The organism is Streptomyces sp. NBC_01450, from assembly GCF_036227505.1.
Taxonomy (GTDB): Bacteria; Actinomycetota; Actinomycetes; order Streptomycetales; family Streptomycetaceae; genus Streptomyces.
In genome coordinates this window covers 765,439-780,353 of record NZ_CP109481.1, presented here as the reverse complement: position 1 = coordinate 780,353, position 14,915 = coordinate 765,439, and the positions used below count along the sequence as shown (strand labels likewise).

Here is a 14,915-nt window from a genome sequence, read left to right as displayed (position 1 = left end):
GCGTGCCCACCGAAGACACCCAAGAACTCCTCCTGCCCCGCTCGCGGAAGGCGAACGAGCGGCTGCACGCCATGATCCCGGGGGGCGCGCACACCTATGCCAAGGGCGACGACCAGTACCCCGAGAACCTGGCCCCGGTCATCAGCCACGGCCGCGGTGCCCACGTGTGGGACATCGACGGCAACCGCTACATCGAGTACGGCTCCGGCCTGCGGTCGGTCAGCCTCGGCCACACCCACCCACGCGTGGTCGAGGCGGTGCGGCGGGAACTCGACCGCGGCAGCAACTTCGTCCGGCCGTCCATCGTGGAGGTCGAGGCCGCAGAACGTTTCCTGGCCACAGTGCCGACCGCGGAGATGGTGAAGTTCGCGAAGAACGGCTCCGACGCCACCACCGCCGCGGTGCGGCTCGCCCGCGCCGCCACCGGGCGCCCGCGGGTGGCCCTCTGCGCCGACCATCCGTTCTTCTCCGTCGACGACTGGTTCATCGGCACCACACCGATGTCCGCCGGCATTCCGGCGGCGACCAACGAGCTCACCGTGGCGTTCCCCTACGGAGACCTGGCCGCCACGGAGGAGCTGCTCACCCGGTACCCGGACGAGATCGCCTGCCTGATCCTGGAACCCGCCACCCACACCGAGCCGCCGCCCGGGTACCTCGCCGGCCTGCGCGAGCTGGCCGACCGGCACGGCTGCGTACTGATCTTCGACGAGATGATCACCGGTTTCCGCTGGTCCGAGGCGGGCGCCCAGGGCCTGTACGGCGTCGTCCCCGACCTCTCCACGTTCGGCAAGGCGCTGGGCAACGGATTCGCTGTCTCCGCGCTGGCCGGGCGCCGCGACCTGATGGAGCAGGGCGGACTGCGTCACTCCGGCGACCGGGTGTTCCTGTTGTCCACCACGCACGGTGCGGAAACGCACTCCCTGGCAGCCGCGATGGCCGTGCAGACCACCTACGTCGAGGAGGGCATCACCGCGCGGCTGCACGCCCTCGGCGAGCGGCTGGCCGCCGGTGTCCGCGACGCGGCGGCCGGCATGGGCGTCGGCGACCACGTTGTCGTCCAGGGCCGGGCCAGCAACCTGGTCTTCGCCACCCTCGACGAGAACCGGCAGCCGTCGCAGCAGTACCGCACCCTGTTCCTGCGCCGGCTCCTCGCGGGCGGGGTCCTGGCCCCGTCCTTCGTGGTGAGCAGCGCACTCGACGACGCGGACATCGACCGCACCGTCGACGTGGTGGCCCAGGCATGTGCGGTGTACCGGAAGGCGCTGGACGCCGCCGACCCCACCCCCTGGCTAGCCGGGCGGCCGGTGAAGCCCGTGTTCCGCCGTCTGGCGTGACGTGATGTGACGTCAGCGGCGCTCCCGCCGACCGGCATCGGCCGTTCGACCGGCCGACCGATCGCCCAGCCGGTCGGCCGTCCGGTCGACCAGCCACGCGGTCGCCGGAATGACCGCCAGCGCCGTGCACCAGCCGCCGAGCACGTCGGTCGGATAGTGCGCGCCCAGGCCGACCTGCGCCCATCCCATGGCGGCGCCGGCCACCAGCGCCGAGGCGAGCACGAGTGACGTGCCGGCCGTCCTGCCGAGGCCGAGCCGGCGGGTCGCGAGCAGCGCCGCCATGAGGGCGAGCGCGGTGGCGAAGGCGGTGTGCCCGCTCGGGTAGGACAGGTTGTCACCGTGGATGGTGCGTCCCACCAGATGCTTGAGCAGCGTCGCCGTCCCCACGGTCACGGCGACGCCGGCGACGACGAGCACCGCCGCGCGTGGACGCCGAAGCAGCAGGCAGCCCGTCACGGCGGCCAGGACCAGCGTCGCCGCTCCCACGGGTTCCCCCAGGAAGTCCAGGGCCAGGGCGACGTGCCGCCACGGCGGCCGCAGGGTGTCCGCCGTCGGCCGGATGATCCACCTGTCCACCGCGCCGGGCTCGCTGTGGCCGGCGTACAGGACCCCGAGCGCGACGACCACCAGCGCGGCGAGGACCGCGATCAGCGCGAGCCGCGGGCGCAGCGACGGGGGCAGCACCGCGAGCACCGGTCGGCCGGTCACACGTTCACCGCGTCCGGTCGGCCTGCGATAGTGACTTTGTTCCGATGCCGCTCGTCGGCATGGCCGGGATCGTCAGCCTGTACGGGCTGCGCGGCTGGACCGAGCAAGATGATGAACCCGTCAAGTGCGAACTGGGCCGGGCCGACTTCCAGGTCCTCTCCTGCCAGGTGATCCAACGCGAGCCCCCGTCGTGTCCGATTCATTCTCCAGCGACCATGACCGCACCGCGGACACCCGCTCCTGGCCCGTACGCCTCCGCGGGAGCCGTCAGCACCCTAACCGCGATCCGGTCGTGGCAAACCGCCGTCGGACAGTCTCGGACTGTGAGCTGCGCCCTGTTTCGTAGCGGATGTTCGCGGACGGTGACTTCGAGCCTGAGGCGCCTGGAGGGGCAAAGTTCCCCTCCAGGCAACCGACTTGAGGCTCTAGAAGAAGCCGAGCTTCTGCGCCGAGTACGACACCAGCAGGTTCTTCGTCTGCTGGTGGTACAGAGGCAGCGCATCGCTGACCAGCGCAAACAGTGCCCGTCTCGGCTTTGGCAGGATTGCTGGCCCGGGAATGGTCCGGATCTTGACCGATACGGTCCCTCGGACTGGGTGGCCGCTCGGTGCCACGCAGCGGTCGGAGCCGACAAGGGGGGCCGCCTACTGCGTCCGCTCGCACTCTGGTGTGACATAGCCATCGGCCGATACCGCCCTGTACGCCGAATCCCGCACGCTGCTGGCGTAGAGCGATAATCCGCTCGCCGTGGCCGGGTGCGGTGGTGGCCGTCCGTCGTGAGCTATGACGGTCCCACATGGCACAGGTTGCAGGTAGCGTCTTGTGCGGTCCAGGTGGTCCACGTGAGCCGTGTAAGCCAGGTCAGGTCCTAGTGGTCCAGGCGCGTCGATGCTCTTGGTGAGATGTGCGTGAGAGCGTGCGAGTGGTGAGGAACCCCGCCGGCTGGTGCCGACGGGGGTTCTGTCTGTGGCGACGAGTTGCGCCGTGCGGTGTTCGACGGAGCTTGCTGTGCTCCGGCTCGCCGCTTCCGACTCGGCACCGGCGAGGCGGACGTCCTGAACAGCGCAGCGCTGCGGGACTGCTACCAGCAGGTGACGGCGACGGCGCACGGGCTGCTGGCCGACTTTCGCGAAGTCGAGGCGAACTTCAGGGAGCTGGACGATCGTGTCGATCACCGCGACGTGGAACTGTTCCCTGGTCAGGTCGAGGCCGTGCTCCTCGAAGAGGTCGATTCCGGTCTGCATCGTCATGTGGTCTCCAGTGTCGTCCTGTCCGACGAGGATGGGGTCGGAGACGGAGGCCCCTTTGATGAGCGTCTTGGCGTCGAAGTCGGCGACCCGGCCGACGTAGCCGTAGTGGACGTTCGACCACATGTCGCAGAAGACCTTGTAGTCAGTGCCCGGAACGTTGATGAAGTAGCTCTCCTCGGAAAGGTTGAACTTCTTGTCCAGCTTGGGCTTGTGGTCCCACTCGCAGACCTCGGGACAGACCTAGGAGCCCCACAGGGACAGGGCTTCGCACATGGCGCGCCCCCGGTCGCGTCCGGTCAGTCCGTCGTACCAGGCTCCCGGTCGCAGTAGCCCTTGGATCGTATTCACCTCGTCGGACCGTGCGTTGTGTGTCAGTTCGTCGCATATGTAGATCTCCATCTCGGAGAACAGGTCCTTCCCCTTGTTCAGGTCAGGCTTGGGCTCGGGGCCCTTCTTGTAGGTGGCCTTGTGAGAGATCTTCCCGTCATCGTTCTTGACGGTGATGGTGAAGACCCCGCAGACGGGGCTGAAGCCGCCGAGGTACACGGGCACCGTGTAGGTCTTCGTGTACGACCAGTCCCAGCCGTTCCTGCTCTTGGTTCAGGTCTCGGTACCACCGTTGCAGGAGCTCGAGGCACCGCCACACATGCCGTCGGGGCGGAGTCCGGTGGGGTCGGTGAGGGTGACGGGGGTGTTGTTGGCGTAGGCGTAGCCGTTGAGGGATTCGTGGTTGTCGGGGGCGAGGACGGGGTCGACGGAGAGGAAGCGTCCGGTTGCCGGGTCGTACTCGCGGGCGCCTATGTGGGTGAGGCCGGTGTCGGTGTCGGTGGGTTTGCCGAGGAAGCCCTTGTCGTCGGGCCAGGCCGACGGTGCCGCGCCGCGGGTTTCGCCGAAGGGCTTGGTATAGCGGCTGGTGACGGCCTGTGCGGTGGCGTCCACGGTCGGGTGCTCGCGCAGCTCATCACGGTGATCATTGCGGGGAGATCATCGGTCACCGAGCCACCTGGTGGTGCGTCAGCACCAGCGGGGCCCGCACCAACGTGGTCGCGTGCCGCGGGTGCACGCGTACCTTGGTCAGGAGAGAACTGGTTGCAGAGCAGTAGTCGCCGGCGCCGCTCTCCGATAACGTACCGACCAGACGGTACGCCTGAGTGTGCCCCACGCGCCGTCGTGTGCTCGATGAACAGCAACGTTTCATCCGCCACAGGACGGAGAGCCCCTCATGACGCAGAACACGGACCGCGACAGCCTGGCCCTCGCGCGCCGGACCTGGAGAACTCTCGAGCCCTACCACGGGGCTGTCTACTTCTCGCCCGAAGCCGCAGGCCAGTACGCCGAGTTGGGCGTGGACGCCAGGACGGGGTACTTCGCGTCCCGCTCCGCCGCGCTCGGCGCCGCCCCGGCGGATCTGGTCATCGCCACGTTCTACAACTTCAATCCCCAACTGGTGCGCCGAGCCATACCCGCGGCATGGGAAGCCGCCACGCCGCAGCGGTTCGCCGTCGCCCGGCTCACCGGGATCGATGCCACGCTCCGCCGCATCCTCGGCGCGGACGTCTCCTCACCGGCGCTGGCCCGCGCAGCGGAATTGGCCCGTACCGCGGCTGAAGTGGCCGTGCGCCATCCACAAGGCCGCCCCCTCTTCGCCGCGCACGCCGCACTGCCGTGGCCGAGCGCACCCCACCTCGTGCTCTGGCACGCGCAGACTCTGCTGCGGGAGTTCCGTGGCGACGGTCACGTGGCGGCACTACTGACTGGCGGACTGAGCGGGCTCGAGGCTCTCGTCACGCACGCCGCCACAGGCGACATCGACGCAGGGGTGCTGCGCGACTCGCGGGCATGGACGCCGGAGCAGTGGGGACAGGCCGTGCAGAACCTGCATGAGCGTGGATGGCTCGACGACGGACCCGACCTGGCCTTGACCGAGGACGGTACGCGGCGCAGGGCGGAGATCGAGCACACCACCGACAGGCTGGCCGCCCTCCCTTACATCACGCTCGGTCCTGCCGCCTGCGCCGAACTTCGTTCGCTGGTGAGGCCGTTCAGCCTTGCGGTGGCCAAGGAGCTCCTGCCGTGGGCAGTCGACCGCCTCAGCGAAGAGAGCGCATGAGAGAAGAGAGCGAGGTCGGGAATTCTCGACGGCGGGTCCATCTCGACGACCCCCGAAGCAGCCGAGGGGCGTCGTCAACTTGGCTGAGATCTGGGATGATCTTGGGGTTGTGATCGCGGGGAGGGCAGTCTTGGACGCGGGGTCGCCGTCGTATGAGGGGTTCCGGTACCCGGCGGAGATCATCGCGTACTTGCGTGTGGCTGTATCACCGCTTCCCGCTGAGCTTCCGCGAGGTTGAGGAGCTCGTGCTCGCCCGCGGGGTGATCGTCTCCTGCGAGACGATCCGCCAGTGGTGCACCGAGTTCGGAATCGCGTACGCGGCCGGGCTGCGCCGCCGAAAGCCCCGGGCCGGTGACAAGTGGCAGCTGGACGAGGTGTTCGTAGAGATCAACGGCGCGCGGCGGTAGCTGTGGCGCGCGGTCGGCCAGGACGGCAACGTGCTGGACGTCCTTGTCCAGAGCAGGCGCGACGCCAAGGCGGCCAGGCGGTTCATGGCCAAGCTGATGAAGAAGCAGTGCCGGGTGCCGCGGGCGCTGGTCACCGACAAGCTCCGCGGCTACAGCGTCGCCCACCGCGAGCTGATGCGCTCCGTCGGGCACCGGCAGTCCACGTACCTGAACAACCGCGCGGAGAACTCCCACCAGCCGACCCGCCGGCGCGAACGCCCCATGAAGGGCTTCCGCTCACCCGCCGGCGCCCAGAAATTCCTCTCGGTGTTCAGCGCCGTCTCGCCACACTTCCGGCCCCGCCGCCCCCTTCTGACCGCGCCCGACCACCGCGCCGAGATGACCCTCCGCTTCACGATCTGGAACAAGATCACAGGCGTACCCGCGGCACCCTGACCACAGCACCGGCCGACGGCTCCCTTCGCCCCGTCAAGCCCCAACACACTTCGAACCCCACCAAGTTGACAAGACCCCTCCGGCTCCTACGAACCCTCGGCCTCACATGACGAACCCGGACAGATCTCGATCGTGCAATGACCCCGGGCGACGAACGCTCGACCTTTGCTGCGACGGAACACGAGTCTGCAGACTCAACATCCTCACCCACCCCGTAACGAGTGGGTTTCCAAGGTTAATTTCCAGGTTCCAAGGGTTGGCGCGGAACCATCCCCTCGTTATCGTTCACGCACTTCACTCAATCGTTCCGCTGAACGAATAGCGAGAAGGACGGTCGGTCCATGTCCGACATCCACCACCCGGGACGGCGATCGGTCCTCGCCGCGGGTGCCGCGGCACTCGGTGCGTCCTGGCTGCTCACCGGCTGTACGGGTGCCGCCGCCGCACCCGTGCTGCCCGCGGCGGCGAAGAAGGGCGCCCCCGACCGCGGCGGCACCCTCCGTATCGCCCGGCCGCCCGCCTCCGAGGCCGAGACGCTCGATCCGGCCAGCGCCCTCTCCGCGTACGAATACCTCGGCGCCCTCTACAACCGGCTCGTGCGTGTCGACGCGAACGGCGACCTCGCCCCCGACCTCGCCGAGTCCTGGGAGCCCGACGCCCAGGCCCGCACCTGGACCTTCCGCATCCGCGAGGGCGTCACCTTCCACGACGGCCGGCGGCTCACCGCCGCCGACGCCGCCTACACCCTGCGCCACATCCTGGACAAGGCGACCGCCTCGCCCCAGGCCGCCGTCCTCGCCCCGCTGATCGACCCCAAGACACTCCGCACACCCGACGAGCACACCCTCGTCGTGCCGCTGAAGACCCCCAACGCGGAGTTCCCGAGCCTGCTCACGCACTACAACTGCTATGTAGTCCCCGACGGAAGCGCCCGTTCCATCGGGCGGACGGGCATCGGCACGGGACCCTTCAAGCTGGAGTCCTTCGCCCCGGCGGGACCCGGCCGTGTCACCGCGTACACGGACCACTGGCAGGGCCGCCCCGTCCTCGACGCGATCGCCTTCTACTCCGTCGCCGACATGTCCGCCCGCTCGAACGCCCTGCTGGCGGGACAGGTCGATCTGCTCTCCCAGACCAATCTGGACTTCGCGACCGCCCGGGTGGTCGCCGCCTCCAGCCGGGCCACCGTCGCCCGCGTGAAGAACGCCCAGTGGTACGTGCTCCCCATGCTCACCACGGAGAAGCCCTTCACGGACGTACGGGTGCGGCAGGCGATGAAGCTCGCCTACGACCCCGAGCACGTGGTGAAGGTTGCCCTCCAGGGCGCGGGCACCGCCGGCTGGGACAACCCCGTGCCGCCCAGCGACCCCGCGTACATCGCCGTGCACCCCGCGCACGACCCGGAGAAGGCCAGGTACCTGCTGAAGCAGGCCGGGCACGAGGGCCTCGCGATGGACCTCTACACCTCCTCCTACGACCCGATCTTCACGCCGATGGCGCTCGCCTACCAGGACTCGGCCAAACGCGCGGGCATCCGGATCAAGGTCAAGACGGCCGCGGCGGACTCGTACTACACCCAGATCTGGATGAAGAAGCCGCTCATGGCGACCTACTGGTACACCGGCAGACCCGTCGACCAGCTCTTCACGCAGGTCTTCCGCGGCGGCTCCTCGTACAACGAGACTGCCTGGTCCGACAAGGACTTCGACGCCCTGCTCGACCGGGCGCGACGGGAGACGGACGACCGGCGGCGGCGCGAACTGTACGGCGAGGCACAGACCTTCGTCGTCGAGAAGGGCGGGGCGATGACCCCGATGTTCGCCGACCGGCTCGTCGGCCTGTCACGGAAGGTGCGTGGATACGCCGAGCACGGCTTCGAGTTCGACTACCTCGGCATCGGCCTGAAGGGAGCCTGAGCAGTGGTCTCCTTCATAGCCCGCAGGGTGGCCGCCGCCCTCGGCACCCTCTTCCTCTCCTCCGTCCTCGTCTTCCTCGCCGTCCAGGCCCTGCCCGGCGACGTGGCCACCCAGGTCCTCGGCAAGGACGCCACCCCGGACGCCGTCGCCGCCCTGCGCGGGAAGCTGAGGCTCGACCGGCCCGCCTGGGAGCGGTACGCCGACTGGGTGCGCGGCGCCCTGCACGGCGACTTCGGCACCTCCCTGGTCTCCGGGAAGGCGGTCGGCGGCGAAGTCTCCATGTACCTCGGGAACTCCGCGCTGATCGCCCTGATCACCGTCCTGTTCGCGGTCACCGGTTCGATCGTGCTCGGCATCCTCGCGGGCCTGTACCGCGACCGCTGGCCCGACCACCTCATCTCGACCGTCAGCCTCGTCGGCATGAGCGTCCCCGAATTCGTGGTCGCCACGGTGCTGGTGCTCTGCTTCTCCGTCGCGCTGCCGTGGTTCCCCGCGGTCGTGCTCTACGGCCCTGACGCGAGCGTCGGCCAACTCCTGCCCGCCGTCTGGCTGCCCGCACTCGCTCTCGCCGTGGTGATGGCCGCGTACATCGTGCGGATGGCCCGGACCTCCGTCATCGACGTGATGGCGAGCGAGTACGTCACCACCGCCCGCCTCAAGGGCCTGTCGACCTGGCGGGTCGTCACCCGGCACGCCCTGCCCAGCGCGATGCTGCCGACCCTGCACGTCATCGCGCTGAACGTGGCCTGGCTGGCCGGCGGGGTTGCCGTCGTCGAGAACGTCTTCAACTACCCGGGCATCGGCAAGCTGATGCTCTCCTCCGTGCAGAACCGCGACCTGCCCGTCATCCAGGCCATCGCCCTCATCAGCGCCGTCGTGTACGTCGTCTGCAACCTTGCCGCCGACCTCGGCGCCATGGCCCTCAACCCCAAGCTCCGTACGCGCGGGAGGACCCGATGACCACGCTCGACACCGCCCCGGCGGCCCCGCCCGCGACCGCTCCGGCGCGCGCCGCCCGCGCCTGGCGCGCCGTGCGTTCCTCTCGCGCGGCCGTGATCGGCCTCGCGATCGTCGCCGTCCATATCCTCATCGCCCTGCTCGCGCCGCTCCTGACCTCCTACGACCCCATCGCCAACGACTCCTCGCACGCTCTGCTCGGTCCCGGCTGGAACCACTGGGCGGGCACGGACCAGTACGGGCGCGACGTCCTCGCCCGGGTGCTGTACGGCGGCAGGTACGCGCTCGGCGTCTCCGTCGCCGCGACCGTGGTGACCGTCGCCCTCGGCACGGTCGTGGGCTGTGCGGCGGCGCTGCGCGGCGGCTGGTTCGACGACGTGCTGGGCCGGGTGCTGGACGCGGTCCTCGCGGTGCCGTCGATCCTGGCCCTGCTCGTCGTCGTCACGGCGCTGGGCACCGGCCCGGCGGTCATCGTCCTCGCGATCGCGGTGGTGTACGTGCCCCAGGTCGTACGGGTCGTGCGGGGCGCGGCACTCGCCGTGGTGCCCGCCGACTACGTCACCGCGGCCCGGGCCCGGGGCGAGGGCACCTGGTCGATCCTGCGGCGCGAAGTCCTTCCGAACATCACGGACGTCGTGTGCGTGGAGTTCGCGATGCGGGCGTCATGGGTCGTGCTGCTCATCAGCTCCCTCTCCTTCCTCGGCTTCGGCGCAGATCCGCCCACCCCCGACTGGGGACTGATGGTCGCCGAGAACCGCACCGCCATCACCGTCGTCCCGATGGCGAGCCTCGCGCCGATCATCGCCCTGGCCACGCTCGTGGTCGGGCTCAACCTCGCCGCCGACGGCCTGTCCAAGGCGTGGGGCGTCGACCGGATCAGGGAGGGCTCCTGATGACCTCGATCGTGTCCGTGAACTCCCTGTCCGTGGCCTACCGTTCGGGTGGCCGTGACGTGCCCGTCGTGCACGAGGTGTCGCTGAACGTCGCCGAGGGGCGGACTCACGCTCTCGTGGGCGAGTCCGGCAGCGGGAAGTCGACCGTCGCCGCGACCCTCCTCGGGCATCTGCGGCACGGGTCCCGGATCACCGGGGGCTCGGTGCTCGTCGACGGACAGGACGTGTTCGCCCTGCCCGCAGGGGAGTTGCGCCGACTGCGTGGCGGCACCGTCGCCATGGTCGCCCAGAACGCGGGGCACGCGCTGACGCCGTCCATGCGGATCGGGCGGCAGATAGCGGAGGCCGGCGGTGACGTACCGGTGATGGAGCTGCTCGAACAGGTCCGGCTGCCCCGCCCCGCCGAACTGGCCCGCCGCTATCCGCACGAGCTGTCAGGCGGTCAGCAGCAGCGCGTCGCCATAGCCATGGCCGTCGCGGCCCGCCCCAAGGTACTGGTCCTCGACGAGCCGACGACCGGCCTGGACGTCGTCACCCAGCGCGGTGTCCTCGACCTGATCGCCGCCCTGCGCGACGAACTCGGGCTCGCCGCCGTGCTGGTGAGCCACGACCTCGGGGTCGTCGCGCACATGGCCGACGAGGTGACCGTCCTGCGGTCAGGGCGGGTGGTGGAATCGGCGCCCACCAGGCGGCTCTTCGCGCAGCCCCAAGACCTCTACACCCGACGCCTGTTGGCGAGCGTGCCGCGCCTCGACGACGCCGGGCTCGCGATCGTGGGCGAGTCGGGGGAGCGGGAGGTCAGACCCAAGGCCGAGGTGCCTGCCGACGCCCCCGTCGCCGTGTCCGCCCAGGACGTCACCATCGACTACGGCGGCACCCGGGCCGTGCACGGAGTCTCCTTCGACGTCCGGCGCGGCGAGGTCCTCGCCCTCGTCGGCGAGTCGGGCAGCGGCAAGTCCACGCTCGCCTGGACGTTGGCGGGCCTGCGCACACCGTCCGGCGGCACGATGCGACACGAGGCGGGCGACCTGGACCGGCCGGCGCGGCAACGGCCGCTGTCCCTGCGGCGCCGGGTGCAGCTCGTCTTCCAGAACGCGGACACCTCGCTGAACCCCCGTCGCTCCGTGGGCGATGCGGTCCGGCACCCCCTGCGCTTCTTCGGCACGGCGGCCGACCGCCCGGAGGCGGCCGAGCGGGCCCGCCGCCTGATCGCCGATGTACGGCTCGACCCGGCCCTCGCCGACCGCCTGCCCGCGCAGCTGTCCGGCGGCCAACGGCAGCGCATCGGCATCGCCAGAGCGCTGGCGGGCGAGCCGGACGTCCTCATCGCCGACGAGATCACCACCGCCCTGGATGTGTCTGTGCAGGCCGACGTCCTGCGGCTCCTTGACGACCTCCGTCGGGAACGCGAACTGGCCTGTCTGTTCATCAGTCACGATCTGGCCGTCGTACGGGGCATCGCGGACCGGGTCGTCGTCCTGCGCCACGGCGTCGTCGTGGAGGAGGGCCCGACGGAAGCCGTGTTCGCCGACCCCCGGCATCCCTACACCCGCCGACTGATGGCCGCCGCCCTCGAACCCGACCCCGACGCACAGCCCTACGTCGAGGACACCCTCGACTGGGCCGACGCGGCGGACGGGGACGACGTCTGGACCGATCACGGCGACGGCCACCGCGTCCGACGCTGGCGTCCCCTCAACGCCCCTGTGGCGGAAGGAGTTTCGTGAAGTACCGCGAGCAGTTCGAGCGCCAGGTCGTCCGTGAGGACGTCTGGATCCCCACCCGGGACGGGAACACCCGCCTGCACGCCCGCGTCTGGCGTCCGGCCGACGCGGAATCCGACCCCGTTCCCGCGCTCCTCGAATACCTCCCGTACCGCAAGAGCGACTGGACCGCGCCCCGGGACGCCCAGCGCCACCCCTGGTACGCCGGGCACGGCTACGCCTCCGTCCGCGTCGACATCCGCGGCCACGGCGACAGCGAGGGCACACCCGGTGACGAGTACGACGTACAGGAACTCGCCGACGGCGTCGATGTCGTCAACTGGCTGGCCGCGCAGTCCTGGTGCACCGGCAAGGTGGGCATGTTCGGCATCTCGTGGGGCGGTTTCAACTCCCTGCAGATCGCCGCTCTCGCACCCGAGCCGCTGAAGGCGATCGTCACCGTCTGCTCGACGGACGACCGCTACGACAACGACGTGCACTACACGGGCGGCGCCCTGCTCGGCATCGACATGCTCGCCTGGGCCGGCACCATGCTCGCGTTCGCCTCCCGCCCGCCGGACCCGGCGAGCGTCGGCCACGACCGCCTGCTGCCCATGTGGCGCGAGCGCCTGGAAGCCCTCGAACCCTTCCTGCACACCTGGCTCGCCCACCAGCAGCGCGACGACTACTGGCGGCACGGCAGCGTCTGCGAGGACTACGACGCCATCGACGCGGCCGTTCTCGCGGTCGGCGGCTGGCACGACCCCTACCGCGACACCGTGCTGCGGCTGGTGGAGTATCTGCCGGGCGACCGCGTACGGGGGCTGATCGGTCCCTGGTCGCACCAGTATCCGGACCGCGGGCTGCCCCCGGGCCCCGCGATCGGCTTCCTCCAGGAGACCCTGCGCTGGTGGGACCAGCACCTGAAGGGCATCGACACGGGCGTCATGCGGGAGCCGCTGCTCCGCGCCTGGATCAACGACCCGGTCCCGCCCGCCACTTCGTACGACGTCATGCCGGGACGCTGGGTCGGTGACGCCGACTGGCCCTCCCCGTCGACCACTTGGGACGAGCGGCCCCTCGGGACGGGCGAGGACCCCGTCCTCGTACGGTCGCCCCAGCACACCGGCCTCGACGCGGGCCGCTTCTTCCCCTTCGGCAACGCGAGCGATCTGCCGCCCGACCAGCGGGAGGAGGACGGCAGGTCGGTGTGCTTCGACTCGGCGCCGCTCACGGAGCGCGTCGAGATTCTCGGTCGCCCGCGCGTCCGGCTCCGGCTCGACAGCGCGACCCCGCGCGCCAACGTCGTCGCCCGCCTCTGCGATGTCGCCCCCGACGGCTCGTCCACACTGGTCACCCGGGGCGTGCTGAACCTGCTCTCCCGGCACGGGCGCGACCAGGCCGTGGAGTGGACGCCGGGGACGTACGAGGACGTCGAGTTCGAGCTCAACGGCATCGGGTACGCCTTCCCGCCCGGCCACCGCATCCGCGTCGCCGTCTCCGACGCCTACTGGCCGTGGGTGTGGCCGCACGGTGAACGCGGCGAACTGAGCGTCGTACCGGCGCGGAGCTCGCTGTCGCTTCCCGTGCGGGAACCGGTGGACGAGCCGCCGATCCGCTTCGCGGAACCCGAGCAGGCACCCCCGCTCCCGGTGACCTACGACCTGCCCGCCGAACCGCGGCCCGAGCGGCTGGTCACCCACGACGTGGCGACGGGAGAGTGGACCCTGGAGGTCGACCCCAACTACGGGGGATCGCGGACGTATCCGGACGGACTGCGCTACGAGGAGAGCGCCCGGGAGACCTACCGCATCCGCCGCGACGACCCGCTCTCCGCGTCGGCTGTGTCCGAATGGACGATCCGGCTGACGCGCGGGGAGGATGAGGACGCGGAGATCGTGACGCGGACCGAGCTGCGCGCCACGGCCGCGGACTTCATCATGGACAGCCGCATCGAGGCACGGGCGAACGGAGAGACAGTGGCCAAGCGCGCATGGCACCGCACCACCCCGAGGACGTCGGCATGAAGGCCGCCAGGACCCCTCGCCGTGCCGTCGCCGCCGCCGACCGCACCCGCCAGCCCACCGAGGTACGCCGCCGCCTCATCGTGGAGGCCGCCGTGCCGCTGATCGCCGAGCGCGGCTCTGCGTCGGTGGGGGTGCGTGACGTAGCCGCCGCGGCCGGGGTGTCCGTCGGCACGGTCACGTACCACTTCGGGAGCGTGCAGGAGATCCTCTCCGAGGCGATGGTGCTGCACATCGAGCGGTACTACGCGGCGCTCAGCGAGGCCGCCGCGCAGGCGGCCGGCGCGGCCGAGGCGCTGCGGATGCTCGTCGACGCGCTGTTCACCGAGGACACCGACCGGCACTGGCGGATGTGGTTCGACTACTGGAACGCGGGCGACCAGGACCCGGACCAGGCCTTCGCCCGCGGCCAGGCCGAGCGCTACGAGGCCTGGCACGCCCAGATCCGCGAACTGGCCGAACGCGGCGTCGACGAAGGGGAGTTCAGCTCCGACGACCTGGGCGGCTTCACGGTCCGCTTCGCCGCCCTCGCCGACGGCCTCGCCCTGCAACGGCTACGGCAGGCACCCCCGCTGAGCACCGAGGACGCGCGTCGTCACCTCAACCGCCTGATCGAAACGGAACTCCGACGGCGCTCGTGAGACGGTCGCCGGGCCCCGCACAATGGTGCCCGGCACCGAACAGGAGGACCCTCGCAGGCGCTGTCACGTTGACTGAAGACTGCGAGCCGGGCGGCTGGTTCGGTCGGCCGACTGCGCCGGTCGGGCAGGATCTCCCGCTTGAGCGAGGCGAAGAACGACTCCGCGGCGGCGTTGTCCGCCGAGGTGCCGACCGCTCCCGTGGACCGGCGGATCCCGGCCCGGTGGCAGGCGTCGGCGAACGCCTTCGACCCGTATTGAGCCCCGTGATCGCTGTGGAAGATGACGTCGTCCACCCGGCCGCCGCGAGTGCGGACGGCCGCCTTGAGCGCGTCGGTGACGGGTTCGGCCCGCATGTGATCAGCCATCGACCAGCCCCGTAGGCGACGGGAGTACACGTCGATGACGGTGGCCGGATACAGGAGTTTCCCGTCGGCGATGGGCAGATAGGTGATGTCGCCGACCCAGACCTGGTTGGGGGCGGATGCGGTGAGGTTGCGCCGCAGCAGATCGGCACCGCCTGGGCGGCGGGGTCCG

At 70.4% G+C, this 14,915-nt stretch carries 12 protein-coding genes and 3 pseudogenes; 10 read left to right on the top strand and 5 right to left on the bottom strand.

The window, feature by feature from the left end:
- Nucleotides 1–2: 2 nt before the first annotated feature.
- Entirely contained in the window at nucleotides 3–1,337 is a 1,335-nt protein-coding gene (locus OG568_RS51910) for a glutamate-1-semialdehyde 2,1-aminomutase (protein WP_329537075.1), read from the top strand.
- 12 nt (nucleotides 1,338–1,349) lie between these two features.
- On the opposite strand, the gene OG568_RS51905 is transcribed toward OG568_RS51910, so the two are convergent.
- Nucleotides 1,350–2,045 (bottom strand): phosphatase PAP2 family protein, encoded by a 696-nt coding sequence (locus tag OG568_RS51905; protein WP_329537074.1) that lies wholly within the window; start codon nucleotides 2,043–2,045, stop codon nucleotides 1,350–1,352.
- Between the two features lie 989 nt (nucleotides 2,046–3,034).
- Between OG568_RS51905 and OG568_RS51900 the strand changes: the two are divergent.
- Nucleotides 3,035–3,154: pseudogene (locus OG568_RS51900) on the top strand (hypothetical protein); the annotation flags it as partial.
- A gap of 120 nt (nucleotides 3,155–3,274) precedes the next feature.
- Here OG568_RS51900 and OG568_RS51895 read toward each other — a convergent pair.
- The 3 genes and pseudogenes from OG568_RS51895 to OG568_RS51885 form a co-directional block, all read right to left on the bottom strand.
- Nucleotides 3,275–3,505, bottom strand: a pseudogene (locus tag OG568_RS51895) (polymorphic toxin type 44 domain-containing protein); the annotation flags it as partial.
- A gap of 30 nt (nucleotides 3,506–3,535) precedes the next feature.
- Nucleotides 3,536–3,847, bottom strand: coding sequence for a hypothetical protein (locus OG568_RS51890; protein WP_329538331.1), 312 nt, complete (start codon nucleotides 3,845–3,847; stop codon nucleotides 3,536–3,538).
- Nucleotides 3,848–3,895: 48 nt separating this feature from the next.
- Nucleotides 3,896–4,234, bottom strand: coding sequence for an RHS repeat-associated core domain-containing protein (locus OG568_RS51885; protein ID WP_329537073.1), 339 nt, complete (start codon nucleotides 4,232–4,234; stop codon nucleotides 3,896–3,898).
- A gap of 283 nt (nucleotides 4,235–4,517) precedes the next feature.
- Here OG568_RS51885 and OG568_RS51880 point away from each other — a divergent pair, with 283 nt between their 5' ends.
- From OG568_RS51880 to OG568_RS51845, 8 genes and pseudogenes are all read left to right on the top strand, one after another.
- Nucleotides 4,518–5,405 carry an SCO6745 family protein gene (locus OG568_RS51880; RefSeq protein ID WP_329537072.1) on the top strand — a complete coding sequence of 296 codons (888 nt, stop codon included), beginning with the start codon at nucleotides 4,518–4,520 and terminating at the stop codon, nucleotides 5,403–5,405.
- Nucleotides 5,406–5,535: 130 nt separating this feature from the next.
- A pseudogene (locus OG568_RS51875) lies at nucleotides 5,536–6,247 on the top strand (IS6 family transposase).
- Between the two features lie 341 nt (nucleotides 6,248–6,588).
- Nucleotides 6,589–8,163 (top strand): ABC transporter substrate-binding protein, encoded by a 1,575-nt coding sequence (locus OG568_RS51870; protein WP_329537071.1) that lies wholly within the window; start codon nucleotides 6,589–6,591, stop codon nucleotides 8,161–8,163.
- A 3-nt stretch (nucleotides 8,164–8,166) separates the two neighbouring features.
- Nucleotides 8,167–9,123, top strand: a complete 957-nt coding sequence (locus OG568_RS51865; protein ID WP_266593461.1) for an ABC transporter permease — start codon at nucleotides 8,167–8,169, stop codon at nucleotides 9,121–9,123.
- Nucleotides 9,120–10,013, top strand: coding sequence for an ABC transporter permease (locus OG568_RS51860; protein WP_329537070.1), 894 nt, complete (start codon nucleotides 9,120–9,122; stop codon nucleotides 10,011–10,013). The genes OG568_RS51865 and OG568_RS51860 overlap by 4 nt, the downstream gene beginning before the upstream one ends.
- Complete coding sequence (locus OG568_RS51855) at nucleotides 10,013–11,740, top strand: ABC transporter ATP-binding protein (RefSeq protein ID WP_329537069.1); 1,728 nt, start codon at nucleotides 10,013–10,015, stop codon at nucleotides 11,738–11,740. The genes OG568_RS51860 and OG568_RS51855 overlap by 1 nt, the downstream gene beginning before the upstream one ends.
- Nucleotides 11,737–13,743 (top strand): CocE/NonD family hydrolase, encoded by a 2,007-nt coding sequence (locus OG568_RS51850; RefSeq protein WP_329537068.1) that lies wholly within the window; start codon nucleotides 11,737–11,739, stop codon nucleotides 13,741–13,743. Before OG568_RS51855 ends, OG568_RS51850 begins: the two co-directional genes overlap by 4 nt.
- A complete protein-coding gene (locus tag OG568_RS51845) occupies nucleotides 13,710–14,381 on the top strand; it encodes a TetR/AcrR family transcriptional regulator (protein WP_329537067.1) in 672 nt (223 codons plus the stop codon). The genes OG568_RS51850 and OG568_RS51845 overlap by 34 nt, the downstream gene beginning before the upstream one ends.
- On the opposite strand, the gene OG568_RS61835 is transcribed toward OG568_RS51845, so the two are convergent.
- Entirely contained in the window at nucleotides 14,336–14,884 is a 549-nt protein-coding gene (locus tag OG568_RS61835; protein ID WP_443077973.1) for a transposase, read from the bottom strand. The genes OG568_RS51845 and OG568_RS61835 overlap by 46 nt on opposite strands.
- Nucleotides 14,885–14,915: the final 31 nt, after the last annotated feature.

Excerpts from the sequence above, each read along its gene's own strand:
- OG568_RS51880 (WP_329537072.1), top strand. The coding sequence starts at position 4,518 with ATGACGCAGAACACGGACCGCGACAGCCTGGCCCTCGCGCGCCGGACC.
- OG568_RS51870 (WP_329537071.1), top strand. The coding sequence starts at position 6,589 with ATGTCCGACATCCACCACCCGGGACGGCGATCGGTCCTCGCCGCGGGT.
- OG568_RS51860 (WP_329537070.1), top strand. The coding sequence starts at position 9,120 with ATGACCACGCTCGACACCGCCCCGGCGGCCCCGCCCGCGACCGCTCCG.
- OG568_RS51855 (WP_329537069.1), top strand. The coding sequence starts at position 10,013 with ATGACCTCGATCGTGTCCGTGAACTCCCTGTCCGTGGCCTACCGTTCG.
- OG568_RS51845 (WP_329537067.1), top strand. The coding sequence starts at position 13,710 with ATGGCACCGCACCACCCCGAGGACGTCGGCATGAAGGCCGCCAGGACC.